Origin of the sequence: Motilimonas sp. E26 (assembly GCF_021278025.1) — a bacterium.
In the GTDB taxonomy this organism is placed as follows: Bacteria; Pseudomonadota; Gammaproteobacteria; order Enterobacterales; family CBDFNC01; genus Motilimonas.
Genome location: NZ_JAIBHJ010000001.1, coordinates 215,508 through 232,699 on the forward strand (window position 1 = coordinate 215,508; position 17,192 = coordinate 232,699).

Sequence of the window (17,192 nt, forward strand, 5' to 3'; positions counted from 1 at the left end):
CAGTCTTATCTAGAACAGAGCGGCAACGATAGCCAATTTAAACACTCACCTTTGGGTGTTTCTGAGTTAACACTAAAGTGATTGATGACAATGTTGGCTCTAATCAGCTATCCCTCATCTGTGTAGGCTTCATGACCTAAGCTTTTCTTTCAGAATGAGTGTAGCCTCGTCGTATATTATTATTTTACTCTGCTGGCCAAGTCGCTACGTGATCTTCTAAATCAATATCATCATATTCGGTGATCACTTTACCGCGCACCGAGTGGCCGCCAGCGTGCATAGCACTGCTACTGCCTGTGAGTAAAGGATGCCATTCAGGCAAATCTTTCCCCTCGACAATTCTTCGGTAGGCGCAACTCAGGGGCAACCATTGAAATTGATCTATATTCGCCAATGACACTTTGACGCAGTCAGGCACCAACTTAAACCGTTTCTCATATTTTTTACACTGACAACTTTTAGTGTTGAGTAACTTACAAGCAACATTGGTGTAATGCAGCTCGTCGGTTTCATCATCTATCAGCTTACTTAGGCAGCATTTACCACAGCCGTCGCACAGTGACTCCCACTCTTGTGACGTCATTTGGGCTAAGGTTTTTTCTTGCCAGAATTTAGTTTCTAATTGTTTTATATTAATTTTTTGCTCGGTCATCACATTAGCTCAATAAAAAAGGTGCGCAAATGCGCACCTTAAAAAACACATTATAACGTTCTTACTTAATCGGTGGGTAGGCAATGCTGTCAGCAAGGGTGCCCACTGCCGCTACAAAATAGTTTGAGCGATTCCATTTCATTAAGGTGGCATAGTTATCATAGGCTAAGTATGCGCGGCCATGCTCATCATCGGGCAGTACCAACCATGCTGAAATATCTCGGGTAGGTAAATCTGATCCGTCAGTCTTACGCACGCCCAGCGCTTGCCATTGTGCTAAGGTTTTTTGAGATTGCTTTAAACCGGTGACACTAATATCTAAATTTTCTGGAATTTTAACTTGGCGACCCCAAGTTAAATCATTATTCCAACCTGACATTTTGAGGTAGTTAGCCGCTGAAGCAAATACATCCGACTTAGTTTGCCAAATATCTTTACGACCATCGCCACTGTAATCCACGGCATAGGTTAAAAATGACGTCGGCATAAACTGGCATTGCCCCATGGCACCGGCCCATGAACCTTGCATTTTGTCTAAACTAATGTGGCCTTCATCCAAAATGGTTAATGCCGCTAATAGCTGTTCTTTAAAAAAGGCTTCGCGACGGCCATCGTAAGCTAAGGTGGCTAAAGCTGACACCACATCAAAATTACCAGTATAACCGCCAAAGTTAGTTTCAATGCCCCACAAGGCCACAATAAAACGCGGTTGAACGCCGAAGTCTTTGCCGATTTTTTCTAGCTCAACACGATGTTTTTTGTATAAATCGCGCGCTTGCTTGATCTTCCACTGGGGCACGGCTTTGGGTAAATAAGTGTCTAATGTTTGCTTAAATTCTGGTTGTGATTTATCCAGTTTAACGGCACGTTCGATAAATTTAGCTTGTGATAAGGCTTGCTCGACCACTTGCTCACTTATACCTTGCTCAATGGCTTCAGCCTTAATACCGCTCAGATAAGTTTTATAGTCTGGCTTTTCAGCTGCTTGGGCAAGTACGGCGCCCGAAAAAAGTAAGCTTGTTAACATTAAAAAACGCATAGTCTATTATTTGTCCTTTTTTTGTTGAGCTTTATGTTGCTCTAAATAATTGATTGGCGGTGGCGGCAACTGCAAGTAAAAACCCTCATCGCTAAGGGACTGTTTAACCTTATCGATATCAGCGCGCACTAAATGCTGCTGCTTAGCTAAATTAATCACTAAAACCAACTGCGCCTTGCCAAACATTTTCATTAAAGCTTCTGGTACAGGAGTAAAATCATCTTTCTTGGCTAAATAAAGATAGGTTTCTTCTTTCTTTAAACTTTTATATATCGCACACAACATAAGATGCTTCTTGGTCATTTCTTGCCTAACTTGGAGACAGACTATAACATGACAGGCAATAGGCAATTAATAGATTTAGCAGAATTTTTATTGATAGGAAATCGCCACCGTATGGCCGAGAATAATATTGAGTTAAAAGGCACCAATTTTACACTTTTTGTTTTAAATATCAGCGATAGCAACTTGTCAGATATCCAACATGCATTAGAAAAAAAAGTGCAACAGGCTCCCGCCTTCTTTAGTGGCGCACCTGTCGTAATCAATATTGAAAAGTGTGAAGACGAAATTGATTTTATGGGGCTCAGCGAAGTAATCAAGGGCCAACAATTTGTCTTGGTTGGTATTACGGGAGCTCAAAATGATGCAGTCAAGCAAGCAGCCCGCGAAGCAGGGTTAGCGGTGTTAAAATCCGGCCAAGCCAGTCAGGCTGAAACACCCGCGCCTGTGGCTGAAGCAAAAGTTGAAACGCGTATCGAAACGCAAATAGAAGTTCAGCATCAAGACTCGCCCGCTACCTTATTTCATCAGGGGCAACTTAGATCTGGCCAGCAATTATACGCAAAAGATAAAAATTTGGTCATTATCGGCTCCGTCAGTGCTGGAGCTGAGGTCATTGCAGATGGTAGTATTCATGTTTACGGCCATTTACGGGGCCGTGCAATTGCAGGTGCCAAAGGCGATATAAACTCACGCATATTTTGTCGAAACTTGGAAGCTGAACTAATTTCTATTTGCGGCAATTATAAATTAAGTGAAACGTTACAAGAAGAATGTTGGCAACAAGCTGCCACTGTTTCCCTTGAAAACGATCAATTGAAAATTTCAAATCTAGATTAATCATAAAGGAACATCGGGAATGGCAAGAATTATTGTCGTCACATCAGGTAAAGGCGGCGTTGGTAAAACGACCACCAGCGCAGCAATTGGTACAGGCCTAGCGCAAGCTGGTAAGAAAACAGTGATCGTAGATTTTGATATTGGATTACGTAACCTTGACTTAATAATGGGCTGTGAGCGCCGTGTTGTATATGACTTTGTGAATGTAATCAATGATGAAGCGAACTTGAACCAAGCGCTTATCAAAGACAAACGCATTGAGAATTTATACATTTTACCTGCGTCTCAAACTCGAGATAAAGATGCGTTAACCAAAGAAGGTGTTGAAAAGGTACTAAACGATTTAGCTGAGCGCTTTGATTATATTGTTTGTGATTCACCGGCTGGTATCGAAAAAGGTGCCATGATGGCCCTGTACTTTGCCGACGAGGCAATCATTACCTCTAACCCTGAAGTCTCATCGGTTCGCGATTCGGATCGTATTATTGGCATGCTTTCAAGTAAGTCTCGCCGTGCTGAACAAGGCTTAGAGCCAATTGTTGAACACTTGTTGATCACGCGTTATTCACCGAAACGTGTTAACTCTGGCGACATGCTGAGCGTTGAAGACATTAATGATATTTTAGCGGTCAAGCTACTTGGCGTTATCCCTGAATCGCAGGCTGTACTTAAAGCATCAAACTCAGGCGAACCCGTTATACTTGATAGTGAAAGTGATGCAGGTATGGCTTACCAAGACGCAGTTGATCGCCTTCTGGGTGAAAGCCGCGAATTCCGTTTTATACAAGAAGAAAAGAAAGGCCTACTGAGTCGCATATTTGGAGGATAAGATGTCGTTGCTTGATTACTTTAGATCAAATAAGAATAATACTGCACAGCTCGCAAAGGAACGCCTACAAATTATCGTTGCTCATGAGCGCGGTCAGCGCGCGGGTCCGGATTACTTACCTGAGCTACGCAATGACATTTTGCAAGTGATCCGTAAATACGTAGAAATTTCACCTGAGCAGGTTACCGTGCAACTTGAGCAAAAAGGCTCAAACTTATCGGTGCTTGAGCTCAACGTGATGTTACCTGAAGACAACAAGTAACAATTCTTCAGTTGTTAGTGTTTCGGTATAAAAAACCACACAATTGTGTGGTTTTTTCGTTTACATGGCTGGTATAGGGTTTAAAGTGATTATTCAGCTAAATGCTTTGCCATCAGTTCAAAGCGCCAGCTAGACAATAACATGGGCTTTTCAGCTGTCTCTTTTTGTGCATCTGATAGTTTCCATAACCAAGATAAATATTGGTGAATCGTCTTCTTTGACGCGATCAGCTCAACGGGCAGATCATAAGTGGTTGCGGTTAAGCTAACCGCATCTTTGATCCGTTTGAATTCTTTTTTATAAGCTGGATATTCTATAATAGGTTTGATTTTGTCTGGACAATCATCATTCGCCACAGCCAAGCCTTGTTTCACCAGCTGTAACAAAGTATTACCATGAATCCGAATTTCTTGGTCAGTCACGCCAATGGATGATAGTTGTGCTTTGGTGGTGGGGGCATGTTTAGCGATTTCCCATAAATGGGCTTCTTTAACCACAAAGTTTAACGCATAGTTGCGTGATTGCGCCGTTTGATAACGCCAACTGGCCAGTAGTTTAAAAATAGCTAAACTGCGACGCGAAAGCTTAGACGCATTTTTTAAATCAAGATAGATTTCATCAGGTTGTACTTTTTGCAGACGTTTTTGTACCAAGTTTTGGCATTCTTGCTTGAAAAAATCAGTCATGCCTTTAGTGACCAACTTTTCCGCTAGCTGGTCATAGCATTGTTCAAGGTACACGACATCTTTAATCGCGTAGTCAAGCTGGGCAGGTTGCAGTGGACGCGCTAGCCAATCGGTTCTTGATTCACCTTTGTCTAATACGACACCGGTGAGCTGTGTCACCATGGCGGCGTAACCTAACGAATGGCCCATATTCAAAAAAGCACAAGCCACTTGTGTATCTAAATACTCACCCTCTAGGTTACCCTTGTGGTTGAGAACAATTTCTAAATCCTCACCGAACGAGTGCCACAGGCTGGTTTTTACTGATAGCTGCTGCCAAAACGGCGTTAAATCCCCTACCGCTAACGGATCAATTAAATAAAACTGGCCATCTTGAGCTAATTGTAACAAGCCCAAATTAGCATAAAAGGTACGGGTTCTAACAAACTCGGTATCCAATGCCATTAGGCTTGGTGTTAAGTCAGCACATAATTGCTGTAGCTGACTTTGACTATCAATAAAATTAAATTCCAACTGCTTATCTCTTAACTATCGACCTTTGCCAATTTGGCTAATTCTTCTTCCCTTAAGACACGGCGTAATATTTTTCCGACATTGGTTTTGGGAAGCTCATCGCGAAATTCTACCAGTTTTGGCACCTTATAGGCAGTTAACTCTTTACGACAGTATTGGATTAATTCTTCTTTTGTTAAGGAGCTGTCTTTTTTAACCACAAAAACTTTTACCGCTTCACCCGAGACGGCATCAGGAATACCAATGGCAGCCACTTCCAGCACCTTGGCATTACTGGAAACCACGTCTTCAAGTTCATTCGGAAACACGTTAAAGCCAGAAACCAAGATCATGTCTTTTTTTCTGTCAACAATGTAAATAAACCCTTGTTCATCAATGCGTGCGATATCACCGGTGTTAAGCCATTTATCCTCGGTAATTTCAGGCGTATGTTTTTTACCCCAATAACCAGACATCACCTGAGGACCACGCACTTGCATTTCACCGGGCTCACCTAGGGGGACTTCTTGGCCCGATTCATCAACAAAGCGCACCTCGGTTGAGGGCATGGGCAAGCCAATACTGTGATTATAGCCGTCGAGATCATAAGGGTTTACTGTCACTAACGGCGCGCACTCAGTTAAACCATACCCTTCTAGTAAACGACAACCCGTTAATTGCTGCCACTGCTCTGCGACCGCTTTTTGCACCGCCATGCCGCCGCCAATAGTCAATCTCAATTTACTGAAGTCCAATTGTTTAAAATCCTCACTGTTTATCAGTGCATTAAACAAGGTATTGACGCCAGTAATGGCTGTGTAGGGTACGCTGGCTAAGTCTTTAACAAACGCAGGGATATCTCTTGGATTTGTAATAAGCAGGTTTGTTGCCCCTAAGCGCATGAACAATAGACAATTTACTGTTAAAGCAAAGATATGATAAAGGGGCAATGCGGTAACAATAACCTCTTTGCCTTCCTTTAACACTGGGCCATAAGCGCCAAGGGCCTGCAACAAATTAGCAATAATATTCTTATGGCTAAGCATCGCGCCTTTTGATAACCCTGTGGTGCCACCGGTATATTGTAAAAATGCTAAGTCTTCAGGGCACAATTTAGGTTTTACGTATTGTAAATATTCACCTTTTTTCAAGGCATGACGAAAGGTACTGGCATTAGGTAAATGGTATTTAGGGACCATTTTTTTGATGTACTTCACGACAAAGTTAACCAGCGTGCCTTTTATTGGATTTAGCTGGTCACCTAAACGGGTCAAAATAACGTGCTCAATGGGCGTGTCTTTTACCACTTTTTCTAAGGTATGGGCAAAGTTAGACACGATTACAATGGCCTTAGCACCGGAATCATTTAACTGATGCTTTAACTCACGTGGGGTGTATAACGGATTAACATTAACCACCACCATGCCTGCTCGTAATACACCAAACATCGCTATCGGATATTGTAATAAATTGGGCATCATCAGTGCGACGCGATCGCCCTTTTGCAACTTAAGCTCTTCTTGTAAATAGGCGGCAAAGTGGCGTGAAAGAACTTCTAAACGGCGATAAGTCATCGCCTGCCCCATGTTTATATAGGCCGCTTGGTCTGCATATTTATTAACGCTTTCATCGAGTAAGTCCACCAGCGAATCATATTGCTCAGCGTCAATTTCAGATGGTACATCACTCGGGTAACGCTCTAGCCAAATTTTGTCCATAACTTACTTCATCCTATATCTGGGTGCTTTAATTGTTATCGTTATGTTAATCAGTATATGAATGACTTGCTTAATAACCAAGGTTATTAGCGCTAACAAACTAACATTTAACTAAATATTCTTTTATGGTTTGGGCCACGCCCAGATGGTTTTCCATGTGTACATGGTGGTTGCCTGGTAATTCAACCTTGGTCAGTTGCGTAAATAAGTGCTGGCGTTCTAATAAATGCGTGCTTATTTCAGCATAACCATCGTTGCCGAGAATACACATTGTCGGGCATTTAATGTCTTTTATTAATTGCTGCGCTTGTGACTCAGCCAAACGAAAGGGTGACAAATATGTCAATCTGGGATCATGGCGCCAAACATAGCCTTTCGTCACTGACATTGCGCCACGAGTGGCTAATAACGTTGCATTTTTGGTACTTATCCCTAATGCGCGTTGTTTCGCTTGCACTAATGAACTTAGCAGTCTTGGTTTTGGTAACGAAGAGGCCTGGCGCGACAAAATAGCCTGACGCAAATGCGCAGTGGTGGATGTCACTGATTGAACCAACGGGCCAGCCCCTTCAATCATAATCAAGTGGCTCACTTTTTCCGGAAAAGCCGCTGCCACACAGCTCGCCACTAACGCGCCAAGAGAATGCCCAATCAAAATAACGGGCCGTTTGCCTAGAGCGGTGATCACTTGATAAACATCATCAACCCAATCAGCAAAGTGGTATGCACTATTTCTGTGCTGTGAGTGACCGTGGCCAGGTAAATCGATGCATACAAAACGAAACTGAGTGGTGAGTTGTTGCTGCTCAAACGCCTGCAAAAGTGGAACAAATGACGCGGCATTGTCAAGCCAACCATGCAGACATAGCACGACAGGTAACGCTGGCTCACCAATAGCAAGCGCTGCCAAGGCGCCTTCACGCAATGTAACAAATTGGGTTTCAAGCTTAGGTTGAATCGGAAATAAAACAGCAGTGTCGAGCATTACGCGTAGAGGTCAATACCAAAAGTGCTGGATATTTCTTCTCGCATTTGGGCTTTTTCGATATCTTGATAGGACGCTAATGCCTTTTGGTTTCGCCCATCTGGTTGATCATAAGCCAGTTTGACGGTTTCTATCTCTTGCTCGTTTAATTGAGTTTGCCGAATGGGGACTGGTGACTTAGCGACTTGCTCTGGAGCAGCAGGCACAGCCGGCTGCTTGGGCTTTTGATACCCCGATGAAATACTATCAATATTGTTTGAAATTTGATTAATCATCGTCATCAATCCAACACATCAACTCAATTAATTACTGATATAAAATTTGTTTTGCGTGCTTACAATTATAGCGCGCGAATAAATAAAGTAACTATTCTCTGCCCGGAAGTTTCTTCCACGTCACTTTATCTCGTAAATATACCGGTGTGGCTTGATCCGCCATCACTGTTTGACCATTCAAAAACTGATCCAACGCCGCAGGCAACATAAATTCACTGTGTGGGAATGACACGACCACGGCTTGTTGTAGATCAAATGCCTCCGAAAGCTCAGGATAGGCTTGCCAACCAGTGCCCACTGGCGTCATTGGCAGGTCAAATTTGTCTGCGTATAAGCCAAGTACCGCTGATGGCGGTAATACTTGCTCTTCACCCACTAAGGTCATTAATTGCTGTTCATTAAGCTGATATTCACCCCAATAAACTTCACCCATACGGGCATCTATCGCAGCTAAAACACGGCTAGCACCTTGTTGCTCAAAAGCTTGTTGCGCCATTGCTTGCAAGGTTGAAACGCCAATCATCGGCAAATCAGCGCCAAATGCTAAGCCTTGAGCAATGCCGATACCAATGCGCACACCTGTAAAGCTACCAGGACCTCGGCCATATACCAAAGCGCTCACCTGATGGAGTGAAACCCTCGCTTCTTTTAGCACAGCATCGACCATAGGCAGTATGCGTTGGGTATGCTCTCTTGGGCTCAACATAAAGTTAGCATGAACTTGATCAGATCCTGATAAAGCAACCGAGCATCCCTCTGTAGAGGTGTCCATTGCGAGTAAAATTGTTGGTTTTGTGCTGGCCATAATTAATCCAAGTGTTGCAGAAATTCAGTCACTTTAGTGAGATCCCGAGTACGGGGCATGCAAGGTAAACTATTCAAAAAGATATTGCCATAGTTTCGACTGACTAATCTTGGGTCACAGATAATGACAGCCCCTTTATCTTCCACGTCACGGATTAATCGCCCTACTCCTTGTTTTAACGTGATCACCGCTTGTGGTAACTGTACATGTTGAAACGGCTCTAGCCCTTTAAGCTGGGCATCTTCCATTCGTGCTTTCAATAAAGGATCGTCTGGTGACGCAAAAGGAATCTTGTCGATGATCACTAAAGACAAGCCCTGTCCCCTCACATCGATGCCTTCCCAAAATGCCCCTGTTGCCACTAATAATGCATTGCCTGAGTCAATAAACTCATTCAACAGCGCCTGTTTGCTGCCCTCGCCTTGTACTAAAACAGGCAAATCCAGTAACTCGCGAAAACAATTCGCTAGCTCGTTCATCATGTAATGGCTGGTGCATAAAAAGAAACAACGTCCTTTGTTTTGGGCAATGATGGGCGCTAACAATTTAGCCAGCACCGGCGCGAGGTTTTTTCCGCCAGGCTCAGGTAAAAAGCGCGGCACCGCCAGTAAGCTTTGCTGGGCATAATCAAACGGACTTTTAAGTAATAAGGCTTGTGCATCCGCCAAACCAAGTAATTGCGCAAAATGATCGAACTTTTGATCAACCGCTAACGTCGCACTGGTAAACACCCAAGCGGCGGGTCGCTTAGCCATTTCAGAGGCAAAACGAGTAGCCACACTAAGCGGGGTGATATTAAGGCTAAATTGCATCCGGTTACAGTCAAACCAATAACTAAAGCCTGCCTTGTCAACCGACAGTAATTTCTCAAACTGACTTTTAAATAACACAAGTCGTTCAAAACAATGATCCAACACTTCACTGCGATTTAGGCCTAATTTAGCCACCTCATACACCAGTTGCATCGCTTCCATGAACCTAGCTACTGCTTGCTTCATTTGTTCGTCGCGCAGTTTATCGCGCCAACTGCCACTACCTTTATCAACATTGAAAGCAATGCGTAACTCTTGGATCGACGATTTAAATCGATCACAAGCTTTGCCAAGTTGCGCCATATCGCGTAACTCAGCTCGATAGACATAATCCATGTCTTTACACAGTTCAAATAGCTGGCGACTGGATAATGATTCGCCAAAATATTGGCTAGCGATGTCAGGTAATTGATGGGCTTCATCAAATATATACACGTCGGCGTCTGGGATCAGCTCACCAAAACCGGTGTCTTTTACCGCTAAGTCGGCAAAAAACAAATGATGGTTAACCACCAATACATCGGCTTCGAGAGCACGTTTTCGTGCTTTAATTAGATAGCAATCGTCATAACTGGGGCAATCACGGCCAAGGCAATTATCATTGGTGCTGGTAACCAGTGGAATAATGTCAGCATCTTCTGCCAATTCAGCCAGCTCACCTATATCGCCTTGCTCACTACTGGCTGACCAGGTTTTCACCTTGACCAAATCGGCTAGTAAATTGGTGTCTTGCTGATGACTTTGCAACATAAAGCGGTTCATTCGCTCTAAACACAAATAGTTATTTCGCCCTTTAAGTAATGCAATCACGCCGGTAAAGCCACTGGCATTTAGCAATAAAGGTAAATCGCGCAGATACAGTTGTTCTTGTAGATTCTTGCTGCCGGTTGAGATAACCGTACGCTTACCATGCACCAAAGCTGGTGCTAAATAAGCAAAGGTTTTGCCGGTACCCGTTTCTGCTTCCACCAACAAGGCGCTTGTGTCCTTAATACTCTGGCTCACGGCTTGTGCCATCTCCAGCTGCGGCTGACGCGGCTGGTAACCCTTAATTAATTCAGATAATGGCCCTGAAGCAGAAAAAAATTGAGCAACTGACATAATGTTCCAGCATCAAACAAAACAAGCATTATGCCAGAATAATTATTTGTTGCAGCTACTAGGGTCTGCAGACCCTAGTAAAGCTAAACAAATACATCAATATCCCCTTCGTGGGGTTTTTCAGTCGTTGATTCAACTTTATCCGGATGTTTAGGCAGTTTTTGCTGCGTTTTCAAATGCTTTTTATTTTTTCTCGATGCTTTTCCTGTTTGTTGCGTTTTATGAATATCAATGGTACTGTCTTTATCCGTTACCCGAGGTAAAGGTTTGCTGACCACATCATTGACTAAGCTTTGACCTGACATAAATCACCCCCTTATACTCACTATATCGGCAGGATATTCTATAATTTTAGCTCGTATCGCAGATGATTCACTATTTACAAAAAAACCATTTGCAATTTGAGCCTGCGTTGGTAATGTGTGCTTGTTTTGTTTTTCAATATAAGAATTTAAATGAACCGTAAGCTGACTACACAAGTTGTAATTCATCACCATCATCATCCGAAGTAATCTTCCGGAGGAATGGTTCTGGAAGGCTAATTTTGAGGTACTTCCAGCAGCGGTTTAACAAGAATTTTAAAACCCTCGGAAGGAAACTTCAGAGGGTTTTTTCGTTTTAGCGGGTATAAGGAAAGAGTAATTAATATGTTAGATAAAAATAGACTACGTATCGCGATACAAAAATCAGGTCGTTTAAGCAAAGACTCACAGCAGATGCTTAAAGCTTGTGGCTTAAAAATAAACATGCGCGAGCAACGCCTCATTGCACATTGTGAAAACATGCCTGTTGATCTACTGCGCGTGCGCGATGACGATATTCCAGGTCTAGTCATGGATGGCGTGGTTGATTTAGGTATTATCGGTGAAAACGTATTAGAAGAAGAAAGCTTACTGCGCGCTCAAACCGAAGATCCTGCACAATTTGAATTATTAAAGCGCCTTGATTTTGGTGGTTGTCGCTTGTCACTGGCCGTGCCAGAAGACTTTGATTACCAAGGCCCTGAATCATTACGTGACTTACGCATTGCCACTTCTTACCCTGGCATCTTAAAAGCATTTATGGATAAAGCTGGCGTACCTTTTAGCTCTTGTATGCTAAACGGCTCTGTAGAAGTAGCGCCGCGTGCTGGCTTAGCTGATGCGATTTGTGATTTAGTATCAACCGGTGCAACTCTAGAAGCGAACGGCTTAAAAGAAACCGAAGTTATCTACAAATCTAAGGCGGTATTGATCAAAGCAGCGGGTAAATTTGATGATGAAAAACAAGCCCTAATCAACAAAATTCTCACCCGTGTACAAGGTGTACAACAAGCACGTGAAAGTAAGTATATCATGCTGCATGCGCCTAAATCGCAGCTTGATAAAGTCATTGATTTAATGCCAGGCTCAGAACAGCCAACCGTATTGCCACTGGCGGGAACAACCGATACTGTTGCCATTCATGTTGTAAGCACAGAAAACCTATTCTGGGAAACCATGGAAGAGCTAAAAGAGCTGGGCGCAAGCTCAATTCTTGTATTACCTATTGAAAAAATGTTGGAGTAGTCATGCTTACGGTCAACTGGCAAACGTTAAGTGATAAACAGCAAACTCAGCTGTTATCACGCCCAGCTATAAATTCATCGGCCGATATCACGGCGATTGTCACTGACATTATCGCCAATATTCGCAGCCGTGGTGATGAAGCTTTGTTTGAATACACTAAAAAATTTGACAAAGTAGATTCGAATCAGATTCGTGTTTCTGCGGTGCAAATTGATGCCGCAGAGCAGCGTTTAGGCAGTGATATAAAACAAGCCATTGATGTGGCTTATCAGCAAATTCGTCGCTTTCACCAAGCACAAGTGCAAGACGTTATTCGCGTTGAGACAATGCCGGGTGTGGTGTGCGAAATGCACACCCAAGCGATTGAAGCAGTTGGCCTGTATATTCCAGGTGGCAGCGCGCCATTACCGTCAACGGTGTTAATGGTCGGTGCCCCAGCACAATTGGCAGGTTGTAATCGTTTAGTATTATGTTCACCACCACCACTGGCTGACGAAATTTTGTATGCCGCTAAAATTTGTGGTGTTGATGAAATATACACCGTTGGCGGGGCACAAGCTGTTGCTGCGATGGCTTATGGCACGCAAAGCATTGCTAAGGTAAACAAAATATTTGGCCCTGGTAATGCCTTTGTCACGGAAGCAAAACGTCAGGTCAGCATGGATTTCGCTGGCGCCGCCATTGATATGCCAGCTGGCCCATCGGAGGTATTAGTGATTGCTGATGACAGCGCTGACGCACAATTTATTGCATCCGATCTGTTATCACAAGCCGAGCACGGACACGACTCACAATCGGTTCTTGTGACCACCTGTCCAATTGTCGCAGAAAAAACAGCGCAGGCGGTATTAGAGCAATTAGAACTACTCAGTCGCAAAGATATCGCAGCACAAGCTCTTGGCCATAGCATGATTATTATTGCTAAAGATCTTGAGCAAGCCATCGAAATCTCAAACACTTATGCGCCGGAACACTTAATTGTGCAAACCCGTGATGCACGCAGCCTAGTTGGCCAATTAAAAAATGCTGGCTCTATCTTTTTAGGCCCTTGGACACCGGAGTCTGTAGGCGATTATGCCAGTGGCACTAACCACGTACTGCCCACATACGGTTACACCAAAACCTATTCAAGTTTAGGCATGGCCGACTTTGTGAAGCGTTATACCGTGCAAGAGCTTAGCCAAGATGGCTTACGTAATCTAGCACCAACGGTTACCCGCTTGGCGGACGCCGAAGGCTTAACGGCGCACAAACGTGCGGTTACCATTCGCATGGACCAACTCGCTAAATGCGATCAGGCTGGTGAATAATGAGTATTGAAAAATTAGCAAGACAAACAGTGCAAGAGCTGGTGCCCTATGAAAGCGCCCGTCGCATTGGTGGTAAAGGTGAAGTTTGGATCAACGCTAACGAAGCACCTGATTGCAGTGAATATCAGTTGAACTGCGACCGGATGAATCGTTATCCGGAGTTTCAGCCACCAGAAGTGATCAACGCCTACGCCTCATACACAGGCTTAAATACTGACCAAGTATTAGCAACGCGTGGCGCAGATGAGAGTATTGAACTGCTTATTCGCACCTTTTGTGAGCCAGGTAAAGACAGCATTTTAATCTGTCCTCCTACTTATGGCATGTACAGCGTAAGTGCGAATACTTGTGGTGTGGACATTAAAACCGTGCCACTGCAAGCCAACTTTGATGTGGATTACCAAGCCGTCGCTGACAACCTAGATAGCGTTAAAGTGGTGTTTTTATGCGCCCCTAACAACCCAACCGGTAACATGCTTGATACTAAGCAACTGAAGCAACTATTGGAAAGCGCTAAAGATCGTGCATTGATAGTGGTGGATGAAGCATACATTGAGTTTTGTATCGACCAAAGTCAGGTTGAGTTAATTGAACACTACGAAAACCTAGTGGTTACTCGCACCCTGTCTAAAGCTTTTGCACTGGCTTCTATACGCTGTGGTTTTACCTTAGCGCAGCCTAGCGTGATTGAAATGATGAAAAAAGTCATTCCGCCCTATCCGGTACCCGGTCCAGTGGCACAAATTGCCAGCCAAGCGTTATCAACCGGCGGTCTGCACATTATGGAGCAGCGCGTCACTACCCTAAACGCTTTGCGTCGCGAAGCATTGGCGCAATTAGACAGTTTGGAATGTGTGACTGAATTGTTCCCTGCCACAGGTAACTTTATCTTGGCTCGTTTTGTCGATTCTAAGTTGGCGTTTGCAACCTTGGCCAAGGCTGGCATTATCGCCCGTGACTTTGCCAACAAGCCGCGTCTAGAAAACTGCATCCGTATTACCATAGGTAATAAAGCGGAAATGAGAGCTACCATCAAGGCACTCGCAGCATTATAAAAATTATTGGCCGCCTCTGTGCGGCCTTTTTGCTCTGCCATGCAGAGGGAGAAGTAGTAAATGAGCAAACAAAAATTCCTGTTTATTGATCGTGACGGCACGCTAATTGACGAACCAATCACCGATAAACAGGTTGATACCTTAGAAAAATTAAAGTTAGAGCCAATGGTGATCCCTAACTTATTAAAGCTACAGGATGCAGGCTATGTGCTGGTTATCGTTAGTAATCAAGACGGCTTAGGTACTGACAGCTACCCACAACAAGACTTTGATATTCCACAAAATGCCATGATGGAAATGTTTGCCAGCCAAGGTGTGAAATTTGAGTCGGTTTTACTTTGCCCACATTTCCCTCATGAAAACTGCAGCTGTCGTAAACCACACTTAGGCATGGTGAAAGAATACCTAGCTTCAGGCCGCATTGATTTCTCTGACTCTTACGTCATCGGCGATCGTATTACCGATGTACAACTAGCAGAAAACATGGGCCTTGAAGGCATTCTATACAACAAAGAGACCCTTGGCTGGAATGACATAGCTGCAAAGTTACTGAACAAAGGCAACCGTGTTGGCAGTGTAACCCGAGTAACCAAAGAAACGTCGATAGAAGTTGCGGTTGACTTAGACCAAAGCGGCGGTAATGAAATCAGCACAGGCATCGACTTTTTTGATCACATGCTTGATCAAATCGCGACTCATGGTGGCATCCAGCTAAAAATGAAGGTAAAAGGCGATTTACACATTGACGATCACCACAGCGTAGAAGACACCGCCCTCGCCCTTGGCCAAGCACTACGTGATGCCATTGGTGATAAACGTGGTATTGGCCGTTTTGGTTTCGTTCTGCCAATGGACGAAAGTGAAGCCAGCTGTTCAATGGACTTATCGGGTCGCCCATACCTTACCTTTAAAGCACAGTTTCCGCGCGACATGGTTGGCGCGATGGCCACTGAGATGGTTGAACATTTCTTCTATTCACTGAGCCAAACCTTAGGTGCAACGTTGAACCTTAAAGTAGAAGGTGAGAATACCCACCACATGGTTGAAGGCCTATTTAAAGCGTTCGGTCGTACTCTGCGCCAATGTGTGAAAAAAGAAGGTAATGAATTACCGTCGAGTAAAGGGGTACTTTAATGTCGGATCTTAACGTCGTTATTATTGACACTGGCTGCGCCAACTTATCCTCGGTGCGCTTTGCTATTGAGCGCTTAGGTTACCAAGTCACCGTGTCAAAAGACCCAGCTGTATTACAACGCGCTGACAAGCTGTTTTTACCCGGCGTTGGCACTGCTAAAGAAGCCATGAACAACTTTGTTGAGCGCGACCTTGTTGAGCAAGTGCGCGGCCTCAAGCAACCTGTATTAGGTATTTGCTTAGGCATGCAGCTAATGGCTGAATATTCCCAAGAGGGCGATTTAGCCACCTTAGGCTTGGTCCCTGGCAATGTTGATAAGATGCAAGTAGGGAACTTACGTTTGCCACACATGGGCTGGAACCAAATAACCCCAGTTGATGGCCATCCGCTGTTTAAAGACATTCCTGCGGGCAGCTATTTTTACTTTGTTCATTCTTACGCACTTGCGGTGAACGCTTACACCATTGCCAGTTGTGAATATGGTAATCCATTTACCGCAGCAGTAGGTAAAGACAATTTTTACGGGGTGCAATTTCATCCTGAGCGCAGCGGTAAAGCTGGTGCACAACTGATTAAAAACTTTTTGGAGCTATAAATGATCATCCCAGCACTCGATTTAATTGATGGCAACATTGTCCGTTTGTACCAAGGTGATTACGCCCAAAAAACCATTTATGGCGACGATCCACAAAGCCAATTTAACGACTACAACAGCCAAGGAGCCGACTGGTTACATTTAGTTGACTTAGACGGCGCAAAAGACGTGACTAAGCGTCAACTAGACGTGATTGCGTCATTAATCAAAAACACCCCAGCCAAAATTCAAATTGGCGGTGGCGTGCGCAGCGAGCAAGACGTTATCGACTTACTTAAAGCGGGCGCAGAGCGTGTAGTCATTGGCTCAACCGCCGTTAAACAACCGCAAGTGGTGGTTGAATGGATGAAAAAATACGGCGCTGAGCATATCGTATTAGCACTGGACATCAACATCGACGCTGATGGCAATAAAATTGTTGCCATCGCGGGCTGGCAAGAAGCCAGTGGTCAAACCATTGAAAGCCTCATCGATATCTACTCCCCTGCTGGTTTAAAACATGTGTTATGTACCGATATTTCTCGTGACGGTACCTTAGCGGGCTCAAACGTGGAATTGTACGCTGAGCTGAAACAGCAGTTTCCAAACATTCTGTGGCAAGCTTCAGGTGGCATTGGCGGATTAGATGATATAGCAGCAGTCGCGCGCTCTGGTGCTGATGGTGTGATTGTTGGCCGCGCCCTGTTAGAAGGTAAATTTAATGTTGCGCAAGCCATCGCTTGTTGGAACGAGAATGTAGCCACTAAGTAGCCCATAGCTAATTTATTTGATA

The 17,192-nt window shown here is 44.1% G+C and carries 19 protein-coding genes and 1 other annotated feature; of the genes, 9 read left to right on the forward strand and 10 right to left on the reverse strand.

Going from position 1 to position 17,192, the window contains the following annotated elements; translation table 11 throughout:
- Positions 1 to 184 precede the first annotated feature (184 nt).
- From K1M91_RS00825 to K1M91_RS00835, 3 genes are all read right to left on the reverse strand, one after another.
- The gene (locus tag K1M91_RS00825) at positions 185 to 652 is read right to left on the reverse strand and encodes a YcgN family cysteine cluster protein (RefSeq protein ID WP_232799659.1); all 468 of its coding nucleotides are present in this window, start codon (positions 650 to 652) and stop codon (positions 185 to 187) included.
- 61 nt (positions 653 to 713) lie between these two features.
- Positions 714 to 1,691 carry a lytic murein transglycosylase gene (locus K1M91_RS00830; protein ID WP_232799660.1) on the reverse strand — a complete coding sequence of 326 codons (978 nt, stop codon included), beginning with the start codon at positions 1,689 to 1,691 and terminating at the stop codon, positions 714 to 716.
- Between the two features lie 6 nt (positions 1,692 to 1,697).
- Positions 1,698 to 1,976, reverse strand: coding sequence for a YcgL domain-containing protein (locus K1M91_RS00835; protein ID WP_232799761.1), 279 nt, complete (start codon positions 1,974 to 1,976; stop codon positions 1,698 to 1,700).
- Between the two features lie 111 nt (positions 1,977 to 2,087).
- On the opposite strand from K1M91_RS00835, the gene minC reads away from it, so the two are divergent.
- Genes minC through minE form a run of 3 tightly spaced genes read left to right on the forward strand, consistent with a single transcriptional unit; the run spans position 2,088 to position 3,904 of the window.
- Positions 2,088 to 2,813, forward strand: a complete 726-nt coding sequence (gene minC, locus K1M91_RS00840) for a septum site-determining protein MinC (protein WP_232799661.1) — start codon at positions 2,088 to 2,090, stop codon at positions 2,811 to 2,813.
- A 19-nt stretch (positions 2,814 to 2,832) separates the two neighbouring features.
- Positions 2,833 to 3,642 carry a septum site-determining protein MinD gene (minD, locus tag K1M91_RS00845; RefSeq protein ID WP_232799662.1) on the forward strand — a complete coding sequence of 270 codons (810 nt, stop codon included), beginning with the start codon at positions 2,833 to 2,835 and terminating at the stop codon, positions 3,640 to 3,642.
- 1 nt (position 3,643) lies between these two features.
- Positions 3,644 to 3,904 (forward strand): cell division topological specificity factor MinE, encoded by a 261-nt coding sequence (minE, locus tag K1M91_RS00850; protein ID WP_232799663.1) that lies wholly within the window; start codon positions 3,644 to 3,646, stop codon positions 3,902 to 3,904.
- A gap of 89 nt (positions 3,905 to 3,993) precedes the next feature.
- Here minE and rnd read toward each other — a convergent pair whose 3' ends face one another.
- From rnd to K1M91_RS00885, 7 genes are all read right to left on the reverse strand, one after another.
- On the reverse strand, positions 3,994 to 5,103 hold the full coding sequence (gene rnd / locus K1M91_RS00855; RefSeq protein ID WP_232799664.1) for a ribonuclease D: 1,110 nt from the start codon (positions 5,101 to 5,103) through the stop codon (positions 3,994 to 3,996).
- An 11-nt stretch (positions 5,104 to 5,114) separates the two neighbouring features.
- Complete coding sequence (gene fadD / locus K1M91_RS00860; RefSeq protein ID WP_232799665.1) at positions 5,115 to 6,800, reverse strand: long-chain-fatty-acid--CoA ligase FadD; 1,686 nt, start codon at positions 6,798 to 6,800, stop codon at positions 5,115 to 5,117.
- 100 nt (positions 6,801 to 6,900) lie between these two features.
- Complete coding sequence (locus tag K1M91_RS00865; protein ID WP_232799666.1) at positions 6,901 to 7,785, reverse strand: alpha/beta hydrolase; 885 nt, start codon at positions 7,783 to 7,785, stop codon at positions 6,901 to 6,903.
- Positions 7,785 to 8,060: a hypothetical protein gene (locus K1M91_RS00870; RefSeq protein ID WP_232799667.1), complete on the reverse strand. Its 276-nt coding sequence runs from the start codon at positions 8,058 to 8,060 to the stop codon at positions 7,785 to 7,787. The genes K1M91_RS00865 and K1M91_RS00870 overlap by 1 nt, the downstream gene beginning before the upstream one ends.
- A 91-nt stretch (positions 8,061 to 8,151) precedes the next feature.
- Positions 8,152 to 8,865, reverse strand: coding sequence for a tRNA (adenosine(37)-N6)-threonylcarbamoyltransferase complex dimerization subunit type 1 TsaB (gene tsaB / locus K1M91_RS00875; protein WP_232799668.1), 714 nt, complete (start codon positions 8,863 to 8,865; stop codon positions 8,152 to 8,154).
- Positions 8,866 to 8,867: 2 nt separating this feature from the next.
- Positions 8,868 to 10,778: an ATP-dependent DNA helicase gene (locus tag K1M91_RS00880; protein ID WP_232799669.1), complete on the reverse strand. Its 1,911-nt coding sequence runs from the start codon at positions 10,776 to 10,778 to the stop codon at positions 8,868 to 8,870.
- An 83-nt stretch (positions 10,779 to 10,861) separates the two neighbouring features.
- The gene (locus K1M91_RS00885) at positions 10,862 to 11,083 is read right to left on the reverse strand and encodes a hypothetical protein (RefSeq protein WP_232799670.1); all 222 of its coding nucleotides are present in this window, start codon (positions 11,081 to 11,083) and stop codon (positions 10,862 to 10,864) included.
- Between the two features lie 182 nt (positions 11,084 to 11,265).
- Positions 11,266 to 11,395 (forward strand) — a sequence feature (His leader region).
- A gap of 30 nt (positions 11,396 to 11,425) precedes the next feature.
- On the opposite strand from K1M91_RS00885, the gene hisG reads away from it, so the two are divergent.
- The 6 genes from hisG to hisA are packed head-to-tail and all read left to right on the forward strand — an operon-like array spanning position 11,426 to position 17,170.
- A complete protein-coding gene (gene hisG, locus K1M91_RS00890) occupies positions 11,426 to 12,325 on the forward strand; it encodes an ATP phosphoribosyltransferase (protein ID WP_232799671.1) in 900 nt (299 codons plus the stop codon).
- Between the two features lie 2 nt (positions 12,326 to 12,327).
- Positions 12,328 to 13,635 (forward strand): histidinol dehydrogenase, encoded by a 1,308-nt coding sequence (gene hisD, locus K1M91_RS00895; RefSeq protein ID WP_232799672.1) that lies wholly within the window; start codon positions 12,328 to 12,330, stop codon positions 13,633 to 13,635.
- The gene (gene hisC, locus K1M91_RS00900) at positions 13,635 to 14,690 is read left to right on the forward strand and encodes a histidinol-phosphate transaminase (RefSeq protein WP_232799673.1); all 1,056 of its coding nucleotides are present in this window, start codon (positions 13,635 to 13,637) and stop codon (positions 14,688 to 14,690) included. Before hisD ends, hisC begins: the two co-directional genes overlap by 1 nt.
- A 60-nt stretch (positions 14,691 to 14,750) precedes the next feature.
- Positions 14,751 to 15,824: a bifunctional histidinol-phosphatase/imidazoleglycerol-phosphate dehydratase HisB gene (gene hisB / locus K1M91_RS00905; RefSeq protein WP_232799674.1), complete on the forward strand. Its 1,074-nt coding sequence runs from the start codon at positions 14,751 to 14,753 to the stop codon at positions 15,822 to 15,824.
- A complete protein-coding gene (gene hisH, locus K1M91_RS00910; protein ID WP_232799675.1) occupies positions 15,824 to 16,420 on the forward strand; it encodes an imidazole glycerol phosphate synthase subunit HisH in 597 nt (198 codons plus the stop codon). Before hisB ends, hisH begins: the two co-directional genes overlap by 1 nt.
- Positions 16,421 to 17,170 (forward strand): 1-(5-phosphoribosyl)-5-[(5-phosphoribosylamino)methylideneamino]imidazole-4-carboxamide isomerase, encoded by a 750-nt coding sequence (gene hisA / locus K1M91_RS00915; protein WP_232799676.1) that lies wholly within the window; start codon positions 16,421 to 16,423, stop codon positions 17,168 to 17,170.
- The last annotated feature ends 22 nt before the right edge of the window (positions 17,171 to 17,192 follow it).

Coding starts and splice junctions, on each gene's coding strand:
- hisG (WP_232799671.1), top strand. CDS start 11,426: ATGTTAGATAAAAATAGACTACGTATCGCGATACAAAAATCAGGTCGT.
- minD (WP_232799662.1), top strand. CDS start 2,833: ATGGCAAGAATTATTGTCGTCACATCAGGTAAAGGCGGCGTTGGTAAA.
- hisH (WP_232799675.1), top strand. CDS start 15,824: ATGTCGGATCTTAACGTCGTTATTATTGACACTGGCTGCGCCAACTTA.
- K1M91_RS00870 (WP_232799667.1), bottom strand. CDS start 8,060: ATGATTAATCAAATTTCAAACAATATTGATAGTATTTCATCGGGGTAT.
- hisA (WP_232799676.1), top strand. CDS start 16,421: ATGATCATCCCAGCACTCGATTTAATTGATGGCAACATTGTCCGTTTG.
- minC (WP_232799661.1), top strand. CDS start 2,088: ATGGCCGAGAATAATATTGAGTTAAAAGGCACCAATTTTACACTTTTT.
- K1M91_RS00880 (WP_232799669.1), bottom strand. CDS start 10,778: ATGTCAGTTGCTCAATTTTTTTCTGCTTCAGGGCCATTATCTGAATTA.
- hisB (WP_232799674.1), top strand. CDS start 14,751: ATGAGCAAACAAAAATTCCTGTTTATTGATCGTGACGGCACGCTAATT.
- K1M91_RS00865 (WP_232799666.1), bottom strand. CDS start 7,785: ATGCTCGACACTGCTGTTTTATTTCCGATTCAACCTAAGCTTGAAACC.
- hisD (WP_232799672.1), top strand. CDS start 12,328: ATGCTTACGGTCAACTGGCAAACGTTAAGTGATAAACAGCAAACTCAG.
- fadD (WP_232799665.1), bottom strand. CDS start 6,800: ATGGACAAAATTTGGCTAGAGCGTTACCCGAGTGATGTACCATCTGAA.
- K1M91_RS00830 (WP_232799660.1), bottom strand. CDS start 1,691: ATGCGTTTTTTAATGTTAACAAGCTTACTTTTTTCGGGCGCCGTACTT.
- K1M91_RS00835 (WP_232799761.1), bottom strand. CDS start 1,976: ATGTTGTGTGCGATATATAAAAGTTTAAAGAAAGAAGAAACCTATCTT.
- hisC (WP_232799673.1), top strand. CDS start 13,635: ATGAGTATTGAAAAATTAGCAAGACAAACAGTGCAAGAGCTGGTGCCC.
- minE (WP_232799663.1), top strand. CDS start 3,644: ATGTCGTTGCTTGATTACTTTAGATCAAATAAGAATAATACTGCACAG.
- K1M91_RS00885 (WP_232799670.1), bottom strand. CDS start 11,083: ATGTCAGGTCAAAGCTTAGTCAATGATGTGGTCAGCAAACCTTTACCT.
- tsaB (WP_232799668.1), bottom strand. CDS start 8,865: ATGGCCAGCACAAAACCAACAATTTTACTCGCAATGGACACCTCTACA.
- K1M91_RS00825 (WP_232799659.1), bottom strand. CDS start 652: ATGACCGAGCAAAAAATTAATATAAAACAATTAGAAACTAAATTCTGG.